The sequence below is a fragment of the Phenylobacterium sp. genome, from assembly GCF_046463815.1.
Taxonomy (GTDB): domain Bacteria; phylum Pseudomonadota; class Alphaproteobacteria; order Caulobacterales; family Caulobacteraceae; genus Phenylobacterium.
The window spans coordinates 15,446-29,642 of the sequence record NZ_JBKBRO010000008.1 but is presented as its reverse complement, the minus strand read 5'-3'; the positions used below and the strand labels follow the sequence as shown (position 1 = coordinate 29,642).

Below are 14,197 nucleotides of genomic sequence, written 5' to 3'. Positions count from 1 at the left end.
AGTCCGGGCCGTCTGTATATGGGTCGCAAGGCCGGACCGGCAACTGTTCCCCAGCGTCAGCGTGACCATGACCCTCAAGCTCTACGACACCATGACCCGCGCCAAGCGGGACTTCGTCCCCACCGATCCGAGGCGGGTGACGATGTATGTCTGCGGGCCGACGGTCTACAACTACGCCCACATCGGCAACTTCCGCCCGGTCGTGGTCTTCGACCTGCTGTTCCGGGTGCTGCGCCGCCTCTACGGCGCGGATCACGTGCTCTACGCGGCCAACGTCACGGACGTGGACGACAAGATCAACCAGAAGGCCGCCGCCGAGGGCGTGCCGATCTCCGCGGTCACCGACCGCTACCTCGAAGCCTACAACGCCGACGCCCGGGCCCTGGGGGCGCTGCCGCCCACCTTCCAGCCCCGCGTGACCGACACGATGGACGCCATCGTGAAGATGATCGGCGACTTGGTGGCCAATGGGGCCGCCTACGCCGCCGAGGGCCATGTGCTGTTCTCGACGGCGAGCTTCCCCGACTACGGCAAGCTGTCGGGCCGACCGCTGGAGGACCTGATCGCCGGGGCCCGGGTGGACGTGGCGCCCTACAAGCAGGACCCGCGCGACTTCGTGCTCTGGAAGCCGTCCAAGCCAGGCGAACCCGAATGGGAGAGCCCGTGGGGACCGGGGCGGCCGGGCTGGCACATCGAGTGCTCGGCCATGATCCGGGAGGTGCTGGGCCTGCCGATCGACATCCATGGCGGCGGCATCGACCTCGTCTTCCCGCACCACGAAAACGAGCTCGCCCAGGGCGTCTGCGCCGGCCATTCGCACGAATATGCGAAGTACTGGCTGCACAACGGCTTCCTGAACATGGCCGAGGAGAAGATGAGCAAGAGCGTCGGCAACGTCGCGCTGGCCCACGACCTTCTGAAGACCACGCCCGGCGAGGCCCTGCGCTGGGCGCTGCTGGTCGGCCACTACCGCGCGCCGCTGGAATGGACGCCCGACCTGATCGAGCAGGCGAAGCGCTCGCTGGACCGGCTCTACGGCGCCCTGCGCCGGGCGGGCGACGTGGCGGCCGCCGAGATGCCGCCGCCGGCCGCCTTCCTGGCCGCATTGCACGACGACCTGAACACGCCCGCCGCCATGGCCGAGCTGTTCGCCATGGCCACCCGCCTGGAGACGGCGGGGGCGGGCGAGCGCGCCGTGGCCAAGGGCGAACTGCTGGCGGCGGCGAACCTGATGGGCTTCCTGGCGGGCGACCCCGAGGCCTGGTTCCAGGGCGGCGACGCCGATCTCAAGGAGCGGGTCGAGGCGCTGATCGCCCAGCGGGTCGCCGCGCGGGCGGCCAGGAACTGGCCCGAGGCCGACCGCATCCGCGCTGAACTGACGGCGCTGAACGTCGAGGTGATGGACAATCCCACCGGCGCCACCTGGCGCATCAAGGAGCAATCGTAATGGCCTTCAAGACGCCCGAGCTGAAGGCCGCGCCCTTCGGCCGCACCGGCTCCATGGGCCCCAAGCTGATGAGCCTGAAGACCGAGGGCAAGCCGCCGCCGCCCAAGGGGCCCAAGGGCTTCCGGGTGGAGGACCGCATCGGCGTCCAGGCGCCCGCCGAGGTGATCTGGGAGGTCCTCTACGACCTGGACCGCTGGTCCGAGTGGAACCCGACCTATCCCCGGGCCGCGGGCGTGATCCGCATCGGCGAGCAGCTTTCCATGACGCTCGCCCTGCCCGGCCAGGCCCGGCAGGAGATCAGGCCGCGCGTGCTGGAATGGGTGCCGAACGAGCAGCTCCACTGGCAGCTCAGCCTGCTGGGCGGGACGATCAAGACCCTGCGCTACATCGAGATCGAGGCCCTGTCCGCGACCGGCTGCGTGGTCGACAACGGCGAGATCTTCGGCGGGCTGATGGGCGCCTCGCTGGGCCGGCGGATGGCGGGCCCGGTGCGCCGCGGCTTCCACGCCATGAATGAGGCCCTGAAGGCGCGCGCCGAGGCGATCTGGAACGAGCGGCGAGGGTAGGCGCTTCCCTCCGCCGGCGCCCTCGGCCAAGGTGTCTCCCAACGACATAAGGGGAGGGGCGGCGATGGCGGCGAAGATCGGGCGGACGGTGGCGGACTCGGTCCCGGAGTGGCCCGAGGCGCCGCGCCCGCCGAAGGGCGCGCCCAACATCCTGGTCGTGCTGTTCGACGACGTGGGGTTCTCGGACTTCGGCTGCTACGGCTCGCCGATCCGCACGCCGGTCATCGACCGGCTGGCCGCCGAGGGCGTGAGGTACTCGGGCTTCCACACCACCGCCATGTGCTCGACCACCCGGGCGGCGCTGCTGACCGGACGCAACCACCATTCGGTCGGCGTCGGCTGCCTGGCCAACTTCGACAGCGGCTATCCGGGCTATCGCGGCAAGATCGCCCGCGAGGCGGCGACCCTGCCCGAGATGCTCCGGCCCCATGGCTACCGAAGCTACATGGTCGGCAAGTGGCACGTGACGCCGCTGACCGAGACCGGGCCGTCCGGACCGTTCGACGGCTGGCCGCTGGGCCGGGGCTTCGACCGCTTCTACGGCTTCATGGACGCCGAGACCGACCAGTATTCGCCCGAGCTGGTGCGGGACAACACGCCCATCGCCGCGCCCGGGACCTACGAGACCGGCTACCATCTGACCGAGGACCTGGTGGACCAGTCGATCCGCTATCTCGCCGACCACATCGCCGACGCGCCCGACACGCCCTGGCTGCTGTGGCTGGCGCCCGGCGCCTGCCACGCCCCGCACCAGGCGCCCGCCGAGCTGATCCGAAGCTACGACGAGGTCTTCAAGGACGGCTGGGACGCCGAGCGCGAGCGGCGCCTCGCCCGGCAGAAGGCCCTGGGCATCGTGCCGCCCGACACCCGCCTGCCGCCGCCCAACGACGGGGTGCGGCCCTGGGACAGCTACGAGCCCGACGAGCAACGCCTGTTCACCCGGCTGCAGAGCGCCTTCGCCGCCATGCTGGACCACGCCGACCGCCACCTCGGCCGGCTGGTGGACTTCCTGGACCGCGCCGGGCTGCGCGACGACACCCTGATCCTGGTGCTGTCGGACAACGGCGCCAGCCAGGAAGGCGGGCCGCAGGGTTTCGTCAACGCCATGGGGCCGTTCAACTTCCGCGGCGAGTCCATGGCCGAGAAGATCGCCCGCATCGACGACATCGGCGGGCCCGACACGCACTCGAACTTCCCGCAGGGCTGGGCCATGGCGTCCAACACGCCGCTTCGGCGCTACAAGCAGAACACCCACGGCGGCGGCATCCGCGACCCGCTGGTGGTGTCGTGGCCGAAGGGTATCCCCGCACGGGGCGAGGTGCGGGAGCGCTTCGCCCACGCCTGCGATCTCGTCCCCACCCTGCTGGACGTGATCGGGATTTCCCCGCCCGAAACGGTTCAGGGCGTGGCGCAAATGCCGCTGGAGGGCGAGAGCTTCGCCGCCAGCCTGACCGACCCGGCCGCCCCGCCGCGCAGGGCGCCGCAGTACTTCGAGATGTTCGGCCACCGGGGCCTCTGGAAGGACGGCTGGAAGGCGGTGGCCTTCCACCCGCCGGGAACGCCCTTCGACGAGGACCGCTGGGAGCTGTTCCACCTGGACCGCGACTTCTCGGAGACCGAGGACCTGGCGGAACGGGAGCCGGAGCGGCTGAAGGCGCTGACGGACGAGTGGTGGCGGCAGGCGGAGGCCCATAACGTCCTGCCCCTGGACGACCGCTTCGGCCAGAGATTCGCCGACAACGCCGCCCGCTTCCACGGCGCCCGGCGCCGGTTCGTCTTCCATAAGGGCATGGGCCATCTGCCCACCGACGTGGCGCCGGACGTGCGGGCCCGGTCCTACCGCATCGAGGCCGAGGTGCGGCTTACCGGCGGTGAGGCGGGCGTGCTGATCGCCCACGGCGACGCCACCAGCGGCTATTCGCTCTATGTCGAGGAGGGGCGCCTGAAGCACACCCTGAACATCGGCGGCGAGAAGACGACCGTGGTCTCGGACCGGCCGATCCCGGCGGGAGCCACGCGGCTGGGCGTGGTGTCGCGGCGGGGGGAGAACGGACCCAGGACGTTCACGCTCACCATCGACGGCGAGCCGGCCGGCGAGGTCGCGGCCGTGAACGGCTTCAACACGCTCATCTCCTGGTCGGGGCTGGACATCGGCCTGGATCGGGGAAGCCCCGTCGCCGAGTACGCCGCGCCGTTCGCCTTCACCGGAACCCTGCGCAAGGTGACGGTGACCATGGACCCTGACCAGGCCCTGGACGGCGAGGCCGTGGGCCAGGCCGAGATGGCGCGGCAGTAGGCGGGATTTGACTTGAGGGCCCCCAGGCACGACCTAAGGCCCGATGATCGACGACCTCTACTCGGCGAAGCTCCTGCGGCTCGCGGCGGAAATCCCGCGCGTGGGGCGCCTGGCCGCGCCCGACGGCTCGGCCGAGAAGGTCTCGAAGCTGTGCGGCAGCCGCGTGGTGGTGGACGTGGCCGTCGAAGGCGACCGGGTCTCGGACTTCGCCCAGGACGTGAAGGCCTGCGCGCTGGGCCAGGCGGCGGCCTCGGTGCTGGGGGCGCATGTGATCGGCGCGACCTTGCCCGAACTGGAACGGGCCGCTAACCAGTTCCGTGCAATGCTGAAGGAGGGCGGACCCCCGCCCGACGGACGTTTCTCGGATCTTTCGATGCTGGCCCCGGTGAAGGACTATCCCGCCCGCCACGCCTCGACGCTGCTGGCGTTCGAGGCCGCCGCCGAGGCTGTCCGCCGCGCCACCGAATTCAAGGATGGGGGGCGAACTACCCCCGCCGGCGCGGCTTGATCCCCTCCTGACCCCGGCGTAAGCGACGGGGGCTTTGGGAAACCCTCTCCTCCCGCGACCGGCATGAGCCTTTACGAGAGCTGCGTCCGGGGCGCCCTGCGCGCCTACAAGCTGACGCTTTCGCCCTTGATCGGGCGCCAGTGCCGGTTCCTTCCGACCTGCTCGGAATACACGGCCCAGGCCCTGATCGACCATGGCCCCTGGCGCGGCGCCCTGCTGGGCGTGCGGCGGGTGTGCCGATGCCATCCCTGGGGCCCGGCGGGCTATGATCCGCCGCCGCCCCCGACCCGGAAGACGTTGAAGACATGATCGAACTGGTTTTCCCCGACGGCTCCAAGCGGGAGTTCCAAGCCGGCGTGACGGGCCGCGAGATCGCCGCCGGCATCTCCAAGAGCCTGGAGAAGAAGGCCATCCTGGTGGAGGTCGGCGGCGAGTTGCTCGACCTCGACCGGCCGCTGGAGAAGGGCGGCGCGTTCAAGATCCTGACGCGCGAGAGCCCTGAGGCGCTCGAAACCATCCGCCACGACGTGAGCCACATCCTCGCCGAGGCGGTGCAGGAGCTGTTCCCCGGCACCCAGGTGACCATCGGCCCGGCCATCGAGGACGGCTTCTACTACGACTTCGCCCGCGACGAGCCGTTCAGCCTGGACGACCTCGCCAAGATCGAGCAGCGCATGAAGGAGATCGTCGACCGCGACGAGCCGATCACGCGCGAGGTCTGGGACCGCGACGAGGCCATCCGCCATTTCCGCGGGATCGGCGAGGAGTACAAGGCCCAGATCATCGAGGGCATCCCGGCCGGCGAGCAGGTCAGCGTCTATCGCCAAGGGAACTGGAAGGACCTCTGCCGCGGGCCGCACCTGCCGTCCACGAAGCACGCCGGCAAGGCGTTCAAGCTGACCAAGCTGGCCGGCGCCTACTGGCGCGGCGACCACCGCAACGCCCAGCTCCAGCGCATCTACGGCACGGCCTGGGCCAGCGAGGCCGACCTGGAGGCCTACATCCACCGTCTCGAGGAGGCGGAAAAGCGCGACCATCGCAAGATCGGCCGCCAGATGGACCTCTTCCACATGCAGGAAGAGGCCAAGGGGATGATCTTCTGGCATCCCAAGGGCTGGACGCTTTATCGCGCGGTCGAGGCCTACATGCGCCGCATGCTGGACGCCGACGGCTATCTGGAGGTCAAGGCGCCCCAGATCATGGACCGCGAGCTCTGGGAGAAGTCGGGCCACTGGCAGAAGTTCGGGAAGAACATGTTCACGTGCGAAACGGAGGAGGGCGAGTCCCTGGCCGTGAAGCCGATGAACTGCCCGGGCCACGTGCAGATCTTCAACCACGGCCAGAAGTCCTACCGGGACCTGCCGCTGCGCATGGCCGAGTTCGGCGCCTGCCACCGCTACGAGCCGTCGGGCGCCCTGCACGGCATCTTCCGGGTCCGCGCCTTCACGCAGGACGACGCCCACATCTTCTGCCGCGAGGACCAGATCGAGGCGGAATCCACGAAGTTCATCCGCCTGCTGGAGCAGGTTTATCGGGACTGCGGCCTGGAGCTGCACGCGGTGAAGCTGGCGCTCCGGCCGGACGAGCGGTTCGGCACGGACGAGGTCTGGGACGAGGCGGAGAAGAAGCTGGAACGGGCCGCGCTCAACGCCGGGATCGAGCGGGTCGAGATGCTTCCCAACGAGGGCGCCTTCTATGGGCCCAAGCTGGAGTTCCACCTGAAGGACGCCATCGGCCGCACGTGGCAGTGCGGCACGCTGCAGCTCGACTACGTGCTGCCCGAGCGGCTGGGCGCCGAGTACGTGGCCGAGGACGGGTCGAAGCAGCGGCCGGTCATGCTGCACCGGGCGATCTGCGGCTCGATGGAACGGTTCATCGGCGTGATGATCGAGAACTACGCCGGCGCGTTCCCGCTGTGGCTGTCGCCGGTGCAGGTCGTGGTGGCCACGATCACGTCCGACGCCGACGATTTCGCCCGCAAGGCGGCCGCCGAGCTGAAGGCCAAGGGGCTGCGCGTCGACCTCGACCTGCGGAACGAGAAGATCAACTACAAGGTTCGTGAGCACAGCCTCGCCAAGGTCCCCGTCATCGCGGTGGTCGGCCGCCGCGAGGCGGAGGAGGGCAAGGTGGCCCTGCGGCGCCTCGGATCCGACGGCCAGACGATCCTCACCCTCGCCGAGGCGGCGGAAGCGCTTGCCTTGGAGGCGAGTCCGCCCGATCTTGCTCGCCAGCGCGGCGAGGAGAGCGCGGCGCGCGGGTTGGGCGGCGAATAGGAGGCTGGATGAACGGCGTCGCCGCACCCATCGTCGCTGCCGGACCCGCCACGACGCCCGAGGACCTGCGGCCTCGCCGCGGCGTCTCGGTGGTGATGGTGGTCTACATGACCGGCGAGGCGCTGGAGCAGAGCATCGCGCGGGTGCTGGCCGACCCTCTGGTCGACGAGTTCGTCATCGTCGACAACGGCTCAAGCCCCGCCGAAGCCCGGCGCCTGCGCGGCCTGGCCGAGCGGAACGGCCGGGTGCGGCTCATCACCGGCCACGGCAACGTGGGCTTCGCCCGGGGCGCGAACATGGGCGCGAAGGCGGCGCGGGGCGACCTGCTGGTGTTCCTGAACCCCGACGCCTTCCTGCAAGCGGATTGCGTGGCCGAGCTTGTCCGCGAGATCGAGGGCCGGCCGGTCCCCTGCATCGTCGGCGGCCGAATCCTGAACGCCGACCGCACCGAGCAGCGTGGCGCGCGCCGGGGCGACATCACGCCGGTGAGCGCGCTCATGTCGCTGAGCCGCCTGTCGCGGAGGATTCCCGGCTGGCGGCGCTTCGAAGTGCACTGGGAGGACGAGGCGGCGCCCGACGGCGTGGCGGCGGTCCCCACCATCTCGGGCGCCTGCTTCTGCATGCGGCGCGAGGACTTCGAGGCGGTCGGGGGCTTCGACGAGGGCTATTTCCTCCACGTCGAGGACGTGGACCTGTGCTGGCGGGTGCGCCAGCAGGGTGGGACGGTGCTGTTCCACCCCAAGGCCGAGGTCGTCCACCTGGGCCACACCAGCCTGGCCAGCCCCCTGAAGGTGGAGTTCCACAAGGGCGTGGGCCTGGCCCGCTACTTCCGCAAGCGCGCCGGAACGTTCTCGCAGCGCCTGGCCGCCTGGGTGCTTTCGCCGATCGTGGTCGGGGCCGCGGTGATCCGGCCCCTCATGTGGCGCTTCCGGGCCCGCTAGGGCTCAGGCGGCGAACGGGAACACGCCGGCGCGGGTGACGCTGGCGGCCGGGGCCTTGCCCAACAGGTCCGACACCCACTTGCCGATTTCGATGAGCTGCGAAAGGTCGTAGCCGGTCTCGAAACCGGCCCGCTCCAGCATGTAGACGAGATCCTCGGTCCCGATGTTGCCGGTGGCGTTGGGCGCGAAGGGACAGCCGCCCAGGCCGCCGACGCTGGCGTCCAGGACATCGACGCCCGCCTCCACGCCCGCGTAGGCGTTGGCGAGGCCCGTGTTGCGGGTGTCGTGGAAGTGCAGACGAAGGGGGATGCGGCCGGCGGCCTTGCGGGCGGCCTCCACGCGGCGGCGCACGGTCCAGGGATCGGCCACCCCGATGGTGTCCGCGAGCGCGATCTCGGCCACGCGCATGTCGGCGGCGGTCTTCACGATCTCCACCACGCGGTCCTCGGGCACTTCCCCGTCGAAGGGGCAGCCGAACGCCACCGAGACGGTCACGGTCACGGGCGGGTCCTCCAGGCGGCGGGCCTGCATGATGGCGCCCAGGGTGTCGATCTGCTCGGCCACCGAGGCGCCCTGGTTGCGGATGCCGAAGCCGTCCGAGGCGCAGACCACGACGTTGGCCTCGTCGCACCCCGCCGCCACGCAGCGCTCCCAGCCTTTCTGGTTCAGCACCAGGCCGATGCGCGAGCGGCCGGGCGTCCTGGGCAGCGCCGCCATGATCTCCTCGGCGCCGGCCATCTGGGGCACGCGGCGCGGATTGACGAACGAGACCACCTCCATGCGCCGAGCGCCGGCGTCCTCCAGCCGGCGGATCATCTCCAGCTTCTGGTCGACCTCGAGCAGGGTCTTCTCGTTCTGGAGCCCGTCGCGGGGACCCACTTCCACGATCTCGATACGCCGGCTCATGGCCTACCCTCTCGCACCTTGGCCTCGGGGCTCACATAGACCCCGAGGCTCACCTCGTCCCCCTTGGAATAGTTCAGACCGTTGACGCGCGCGACTTCACGCACCGTCACGCCCCGCGCCGCCAGGGCGCGGCGGAACGCCTCGGCCTCGCGCGCCTCGACGATGGCCGGGCGGTCCTCGGCGATCGCCTGGGCGGCTTCCTCGGCCCCGTCGAGCTCGGTCGGCGTGCCCAGGGCGAAGACCAGGCTGGGCTCGGCGTAGCCCGCGACCGCCACCGGAGCCTCGGCGACGCCCTGGCGGGGGAGAAGCTGCCTTTCGGCCATGACGCGCTCCAGCCTGGACGACACCCAGAGCGGACCGAGGCGGGGCAGGAGCCCCGCAGCCAGCGCGCCATGACCCAGGACGCCCAGGACGAGCGCCGCGGCCACGCCTGCCTGCGGCGCGCCCTGGAGCATCAGATAGCCGCCGACCAGGCCGGCGCCGGCGAACAGGGCGGCGGCCAGGGCCGCGGCCCAGGCGTCGGCCGCGCCGGCGTAGAGGCTGAGCAGGTAGATGACCCCGGCGGCGAGGGCCAGCGCGACCGCCGCGCCCAGGCCGGCCCCGATCCAGCGGACCCTCGGCCCGAGCGGCTGGGCCAGCGCGGCCGCCGCCAGCCAGGCCAGCGCGCCGTAGGTCGGCAGGGTGTAGTGCGGCAGCTTGGTGGGCATGAGCTCGAAGAGCAGCCAGGCGGGGACCAGCCAGGCGACGGCGAAGCGGACGCCCGGCTCGGCGCGCCGGGTCCAGGCGATCACGAGGGCGACCGGCAGCAGGAGGGTGATCGGGAACGCCAGGAGAGGCGTGAGCAGGACGTGATAGCCCGGGAGCGCGCCGTGGGTCTCCTGGCCGCCCGCCAGCTTGGGCGCGAGGTCGGCGCCGATGGCCTCGGTCCAGAAGCCGCCGTCGGTGGCCACCGTGACGGCCCCGGCCCAGGGTCCGACGATCACCAGGATGGCGATCAGGCCCCACCACCACTTCAGTCGCGTGATCCAGCCTACCCGACGGTCCCACAGCGCCAGCGTGACGAGCGCGAGGGCCACGACCAGCGGCCCCACGGGCCCCTTCACCAGGATCGAGACGGCCAGCGCGCCCCAGAACAACGTCAGGGTCCGCTTGCCGGCGGGCGGCCCGTCGCGGGCGGCGGCGTAGAGGCGGCCCAGGGCGGCCATGGCCAGCGTCGTGGTCCCGGCCAGCACCGCGTCGGTCTTGGCGATGAAGGCTTCGGTGGAGAGCAGGAAGGTGGACGCCAGCAGCACGCCCGCGACCAGGCCCGCCTGCGGCCCGAAGAAGGCGGCCGCCCCCCAGGCGCAGGCGGCCGCCGCCAGCATGGCGCCCAGCAGGGAAGGCAGGCGATAGGCCCAGATCTCGCGCGCCTCCGGACTTGAGAAGGCTCCCACCGACGCGGCCTGCAGCCAGTGGATGCCAACAGGCTTCTTGAAACGCGGCTGGTCCTGGAAGCGGATGACCACGAAGTCGCCGCTCTCCAGCATCTGGGCGGTGGCCTGGGCGAAGCGCGATTCGTCCCGGTCGAGCGGGGGGACGGCAATCAGGCCCGGCAGGCCCGCGAGGAAGGCGACGAGGGCGGCGATGGCCGGTCCGCGCCAGCCGCGGCTCCATTTGGCGAGGAGGGGCTCCAGGGTCATGGGCGGTGAATAGCACGAACCGGTGCGGGGTCGCGGCGGAACGCGGCGCACGCTATGGAGGGCCATGGCTTCCGCACCCCAGATCTCGGTGGTTGTCCCGGTCTTCGACGAGGAGGGCGCCGCGCCCGCGCTCGCCCGCGAGATCGCCGCGGCGTTCAGGGGGCGCAGCTTCGAGATCGTCTTCGTGGACGACGCCAGCCGCGACGGCACGCGCGCGGCGTTGAGCGCGCTCAAGGGCGAAATTCCGGAACTGAGGGTCGTCGCCCACCGGAAGAACGCCGGCCAGAGCCGGGCAATCCGCACCGGCGTGCTGGCCGCCCGTGGCGAGGTGATCGTCACCCTGGACGGCGACGGCCAGAACGATCCCGCCGACGGACCGGCGCTTGTGGACGCCTTGCTGGCGGGGCCGCCGGAGCTGGCCATGGTGGGCGGCCAGCGGGTCAAGCGCCAGGACAGCCAGGCCAAGAAGATCGCCTCGAAGATCGGTAACGGCGTGCGCCGCCGGCTGCTCAGGGACGACGCGGCCGACACCGGCTGCGGCCTGAAGGCCATCCGGCGCGAGGTGTTCCTGCGGCTTCCCTACTTCGACCATATCCACCGCTACCTGCCGGCGCTGGTGATCCGCGAGGGCTACCGCTCCGAGTACCGGCCGGTGAACCACCGCCACCGCGAGACCGGCCGCTCGAAGTATACGAACCTCGGTCGTCTGTGGGCCTCGCTGTCGGACCTGTTCGGCGTGATGTGGCTGCAGTCCCGGGCGCGGGACCCGGGCGGCTACGACGAGGTCAGGTGAGGGCCGAGAAGATCAGGGTCACGATGACCAGGTCGAAGGCTTTGGCGGCGAATTGAATCATGGCCCGGTCCGTGATCGAAGGTTCGAAACACGGTTAAGCAAGTCCGGCGCCAACCCATGGCCCTCTTCTTCGACGCCCGCTGGTTCGATGCGAAGCTCGCCGAGCGCGGGCTTTCGCGAGACGTCCTGGCCGCCGCGGCCGGGATGAGCCCGGCCGAGGTGGATCTCGTCTTCAAGGACCAGAGGGAGCTTTCCGCCCGCGAGGTGGCGATCCTTGCCGAGCTGCTGGGCGAGCCGGCGGCCGAAGTCGCCGACCGGGCGGGAGTCTCGACGCCCGTCCCCGGGGCCAGCGCCGAGGCGCGGCTGGCCGCCCTGGAGCGGCGGGTGGCGGAGCTGGAGGCGGAGGTGGCGCGGCTGAAGTCGCGCTAGATCTCGGTCTTGGCGTTGCGGCCGGCCGGCGTGCGGCGGTCCTTCGAGCCCGACCACTCCACCTTGTTATAGGCGCCTTGGGCGCGGCCGATGTGCAGGGGACCCGCGCGCAGGCCGCGCTTCTGGCCTTCCTGGCCCATGAGCTGGGCGGCGAAGATCGCCGCGCCGTGGCGCTCGCCGCCGGCGGGGGGGCGCGGCGGCGGCTGCACCGACGACGTCTCGGTCTTGGACTCGAAGACTTCGTCCGCGTGGTCGTTGTCGGCCACGATGCCCCCGCCGATCAGGGACGTGCGCCGGATGCGGTCAATTCGGGACATCATGGCCTCACGGCTGCAATCGCCGGGCCATTCTCAACCCTTGGACGCAAGCTTGTCGAGTTGGGCCTGCATCTCGGCCATCTGCTTGCGCAGCTGCCCGAGCGAATCGTCCGACGCCGGCTCGGCTGCCTTCGGCGCGGGCTGGGCCGGCTCCTCGGCGCGGGGCGCATAGGCGAACGGCGAGAACATCTTCATGGCGCGGTCGAAAAGCGCCAGGTTCTGGCGGATCTGCTCCTCGTAGGCGCCGCCCGACATCCCCCCCGCCATCGCCCCCGTCTGGCCGAAGGCCGCGAGCTGGCTGCGCAGGCGCTCCTGCTGCTGGGCGAAGGAGGCCAGCGAGAGCTCCAGGTAGCTCGGCAGGAAGGCCTGCATCGAATTGCCGTAGAAGCTGATGAGCTGGCGGAGGAACTGGATCGGCAGCAGGGACTGGCCCTGGCTCTTCTCCTCCTCCTCGAAGATGATCTGGGTGAGGACGGTGCGGGTGATGTCCTCGTTGGTCTTGGCGTCGTAGACGACGAAGTCGACGCCCTTCTTCACCATGTCGGCGAGGTGCTCCAGCGTCACGTAGCTGGAGGACGCCGTGTTGTAGAGCCGCCGGTTCGCATACTTCTTGATGACGACGCGCTCACCCTGGGCGGCGCCGGTTTCCTCGGTCTCGGCCATTCCTGGTCCTTATCCGTAAGGCCGCGCTCCTGCGAGGCCCCGTTCTGCACCGCAGTATCGCGGATGCGAGCGGATAAGCAAATGGCCACAAATGTTTCGCGCAACGCGGACTTGCGGGCGGGCGCAGGCTTGCCGATAGAAGAGGCGGGCCGCTGAAAGAGTTTCGAGGAGTCCACCCCCGCCATGAGCGACATCGTCATCGTTTCCGCCGCCCGCACGCCCGTGGGCTCCTTCAACGGCGCGCTGTCGTCGCTGCCGGCGCACGAACTGGGCAAGATCGCCATCAAGGCCGCCATCGAGCGGGCGGGCGTCGCCGCGTCGGACGTGGACGAGGTCATCATGGGTCAGGTGCTGCAGGCGGGCGCTGGCCAGGGCCCGGCCCGCCAGGCGGCGGTGGGCGCCGGCGTTCCCGTCGAAAGCCCCGCCTGGAGCCTGAACCAGCTCTGTGGCTCGGGCCTGCGGGCGGTGGCGCTGGCCGCCCAGCAGATCCAGGACGGTTCGTCCAAGGTCGTCGTGGCCGGCGGACAGGAGAGCATGAGCCAGTCGCCGCACGCGGCGAACCTGCGGGGCGGCGTGAAGATGGGCGAACTCGGCCTCGTCGACACCATGCTGAAGGACGGGCTCTGGGACGCCTTCCACGGCTACCACATGGGCCAGACGGCCGAGAACATCGCCGCCCGCTGGCAGATCACCCGCGAGGACCAGGACAGGTTCGCTGTGGTCTCGCAAAACCGCGCCGAGGCCGCCCAGAAGGCCGGCAGGTTCGCCGACGAGATCGTCCCGGTGACCATCAAGGGCCGCAAGGGCGATACGGTCGTGAGCGAGGACGAATATGTGCGCCATGGCGTGACGCTGGAGAGCATCTCTGGCCTGAAGCCGGCCTTCGCCAAGGATGGCTCGGTGACCGCGGGCAACGCCTCCGGCATCAACGACGGCGCCGCGGCCCTGGTGCTGATGAGCGCCGAGGAGGCCAAGGCCCGGGGGCTGAAGCCGCTGGCCCGCATCGCGTCCTGGGCCCACGCCGGCGTCGATCCCGAGATCATGGGCACGGGCCCGATTCCCGCGAGCCGGAAGGCGCTGGAAAAGGCCGGCTGGAAGGCCGGCGACCTCGACCTCGTGGAATCCAACGAGGCCTTCGCCGCCCAGTCCATCTGCGTGGTGCGCGAGCTCGGCCTCGACCCGGATAAAGTCAATGTGAACGGCGGGGCGATCGCGATCGGTCACCCCATCGGCGCTTCCGGGGCGCGGATCCTGACGACGCTGCTGCACGAGATGAAGCGCTCGGGCGCCGGCAAGGGCCTTGCGACATTGTGCATCGGCGGCGGCATGGGCGTGGCCATGTGCGTCGAGGCGATCTGAGGCGGACGGGTCGGAGCAAC

14 protein-coding genes are annotated in these 14,197 nt (G+C 70.7%); 10 read left to right on the top strand and 4 right to left on the bottom strand.

Annotated features, from left to right (window positions below; all coding sequences use genetic code 11):
* Window positions 1-67: 67 nt before the first annotated feature.
* The 7 genes from cysS to ACK4TT_RS06730 all read left to right on the top strand — a co-directional run bounded on the left by cysS (window position 68) and on the right by ACK4TT_RS06730 (window position 8,031).
* Complete coding sequence (gene cysS / locus ACK4TT_RS06760; protein WP_409637669.1) at window positions 68-1,447, top strand: cysteine--tRNA ligase; 1,380 nt, start codon at window positions 68-70, stop codon at window positions 1,445-1,447.
* Window positions 1,447-2,013: an SRPBCC family protein gene (locus ACK4TT_RS06755; protein ID WP_409637564.1), complete on the top strand. Its 567-nt coding sequence runs from the start codon at window positions 1,447-1,449 to the stop codon at window positions 2,011-2,013. Before cysS ends, ACK4TT_RS06755 begins: the two co-directional genes overlap by 1 nt.
* Before the next feature lie 64 nt (window positions 2,014-2,077).
* Entirely contained in the window at window positions 2,078-4,309 is a 2,232-nt protein-coding gene (locus ACK4TT_RS06750; RefSeq protein WP_409637567.1) for an arylsulfatase, read from the top strand.
* Window positions 4,310-4,352: 43 nt separating this feature from the next.
* Window positions 4,353-4,817: an iron-sulfur cluster assembly scaffold protein gene (locus ACK4TT_RS06745; RefSeq protein WP_409637569.1), complete on the top strand. Its 465-nt coding sequence runs from the start codon at window positions 4,353-4,355 to the stop codon at window positions 4,815-4,817.
* Window positions 4,818-4,880: 63 nt separating this feature from the next.
* On the top strand, window positions 4,881-5,126 hold the full coding sequence (gene yidD, locus ACK4TT_RS06740) for a membrane protein insertion efficiency factor YidD (RefSeq protein ID WP_409637572.1): 246 nt from the start codon (window positions 4,881-4,883) through the stop codon (window positions 5,124-5,126).
* Window positions 5,123-7,090 carry a threonine--tRNA ligase gene (gene thrS / locus ACK4TT_RS06735; protein ID WP_409637575.1) on the top strand — a complete coding sequence of 656 codons (1,968 nt, stop codon included), beginning with the start codon at window positions 5,123-5,125 and terminating at the stop codon, window positions 7,088-7,090. The genes yidD and thrS overlap by 4 nt, the downstream gene beginning before the upstream one ends.
* A gap of 8 nt (window positions 7,091-7,098) precedes the next feature.
* Window positions 7,099-8,031, top strand: coding sequence for a glycosyltransferase family 2 protein (locus tag ACK4TT_RS06730; RefSeq protein ID WP_409637578.1), 933 nt, complete (start codon window positions 7,099-7,101; stop codon window positions 8,029-8,031).
* Between the two features lie 3 nt (window positions 8,032-8,034).
* Here ACK4TT_RS06730 and ACK4TT_RS06725 read toward each other — a convergent pair whose 3' ends face one another.
* Together ACK4TT_RS06725 and ACK4TT_RS06720 are read right to left on the bottom strand one after the other, a co-directional pair.
* Window positions 8,035-8,937 (bottom strand): hydroxymethylglutaryl-CoA lyase, encoded by a 903-nt coding sequence (locus ACK4TT_RS06725; RefSeq protein ID WP_409637581.1) that lies wholly within the window; start codon window positions 8,935-8,937, stop codon window positions 8,035-8,037.
* The gene (locus ACK4TT_RS06720) at window positions 8,934-10,616 is read right to left on the bottom strand and encodes an ArnT family glycosyltransferase (RefSeq protein ID WP_409637584.1); all 1,683 of its coding nucleotides are present in this window, start codon (window positions 10,614-10,616) and stop codon (window positions 8,934-8,936) included. Before ACK4TT_RS06720 ends, ACK4TT_RS06725 begins: the two co-directional genes overlap by 4 nt.
* 64 nt (window positions 10,617-10,680) lie before the next feature.
* Here ACK4TT_RS06720 and ACK4TT_RS06715 point away from each other — a divergent pair, with 64 nt between their 5' ends.
* Together ACK4TT_RS06715 and ACK4TT_RS06710 are read left to right on the top strand one after the other, a co-directional pair.
* A complete protein-coding gene (locus ACK4TT_RS06715; RefSeq protein ID WP_409637587.1) occupies window positions 10,681-11,409 on the top strand; it encodes a glycosyltransferase family 2 protein in 729 nt (242 codons plus the stop codon).
* A 117-nt stretch (window positions 11,410-11,526) separates the two neighbouring features.
* On the top strand, window positions 11,527-11,838 hold the full coding sequence (locus tag ACK4TT_RS06710) for a helix-turn-helix domain-containing protein (RefSeq protein ID WP_409637590.1): 312 nt from the start codon (window positions 11,527-11,529) through the stop codon (window positions 11,836-11,838).
* Here ACK4TT_RS06710 and ACK4TT_RS06705 read toward each other — a convergent pair.
* Window positions 11,835-12,155 carry a hypothetical protein gene (locus tag ACK4TT_RS06705; RefSeq protein WP_410212675.1) on the bottom strand — a complete coding sequence of 107 codons (321 nt, stop codon included), beginning with the start codon at window positions 12,153-12,155 and terminating at the stop codon, window positions 11,835-11,837. The genes ACK4TT_RS06710 and ACK4TT_RS06705 overlap by 4 nt on opposite strands.
* A gap of 33 nt (window positions 12,156-12,188) precedes the next feature.
* A complete protein-coding gene (gene phaR / locus ACK4TT_RS06700) occupies window positions 12,189-12,818 on the bottom strand; it encodes a polyhydroxyalkanoate synthesis repressor PhaR (protein WP_409637596.1) in 630 nt (209 codons plus the stop codon).
* Between the two features lie 183 nt (window positions 12,819-13,001).
* On the opposite strand from phaR, the gene ACK4TT_RS06695 reads away from it, so the two are divergent.
* Window positions 13,002-14,177, top strand: coding sequence for an acetyl-CoA C-acetyltransferase (locus tag ACK4TT_RS06695; RefSeq protein WP_410212674.1), 1,176 nt, complete (start codon window positions 13,002-13,004; stop codon window positions 14,175-14,177).
* Window positions 14,178-14,197: the final 20 nt, after the last annotated feature.

What these genes read in the sequence shown, in the direction of transcription:
- cysS (WP_409637669.1), top strand. Translation starts at nt 68, where the DNA reads ATGACCCTCAAGCTCTACGACACCATGACCCGCGCCAAGCGGGACTTC.
- ACK4TT_RS06755 (WP_409637564.1), top strand. Translation starts at nt 1,447, where the DNA reads ATGGCCTTCAAGACGCCCGAGCTGAAGGCCGCGCCCTTCGGCCGCACC.
- ACK4TT_RS06750 (WP_409637567.1), top strand. Translation starts at nt 2,078, where the DNA reads ATGGCGGCGAAGATCGGGCGGACGGTGGCGGACTCGGTCCCGGAGTGG.
- ACK4TT_RS06745 (WP_409637569.1), top strand. Translation starts at nt 4,353, where the DNA reads ATGATCGACGACCTCTACTCGGCGAAGCTCCTGCGGCTCGCGGCGGAA.
- yidD (WP_409637572.1), top strand. Translation starts at nt 4,881, where the DNA reads ATGAGCCTTTACGAGAGCTGCGTCCGGGGCGCCCTGCGCGCCTACAAG.
- thrS (WP_409637575.1), top strand. Translation starts at nt 5,123, where the DNA reads ATGATCGAACTGGTTTTCCCCGACGGCTCCAAGCGGGAGTTCCAAGCC.
- ACK4TT_RS06730 (WP_409637578.1), top strand. Translation starts at nt 7,099, where the DNA reads ATGAACGGCGTCGCCGCACCCATCGTCGCTGCCGGACCCGCCACGACG.
- ACK4TT_RS06725 (WP_409637581.1), bottom strand. Translation starts at nt 8,937, where the DNA reads ATGAGCCGGCGTATCGAGATCGTGGAAGTGGGTCCCCGCGACGGGCTC.
- ACK4TT_RS06720 (WP_409637584.1), bottom strand. Translation starts at nt 10,616, where the DNA reads ATGACCCTGGAGCCCCTCCTCGCCAAATGGAGCCGCGGCTGGCGCGGA.
- ACK4TT_RS06715 (WP_409637587.1), top strand. Translation starts at nt 10,681, where the DNA reads ATGGCTTCCGCACCCCAGATCTCGGTGGTTGTCCCGGTCTTCGACGAG.
- ACK4TT_RS06710 (WP_409637590.1), top strand. Translation starts at nt 11,527, where the DNA reads ATGGCCCTCTTCTTCGACGCCCGCTGGTTCGATGCGAAGCTCGCCGAG.
- ACK4TT_RS06705 (WP_410212675.1), bottom strand. Translation starts at nt 12,155, where the DNA reads ATGTCCCGAATTGACCGCATCCGGCGCACGTCCCTGATCGGCGGGGGC.
- phaR (WP_409637596.1), bottom strand. Translation starts at nt 12,818, where the DNA reads ATGGCCGAGACCGAGGAAACCGGCGCCGCCCAGGGTGAGCGCGTCGTC.
- ACK4TT_RS06695 (WP_410212674.1), top strand. Translation starts at nt 13,002, where the DNA reads ATGAGCGACATCGTCATCGTTTCCGCCGCCCGCACGCCCGTGGGCTCC.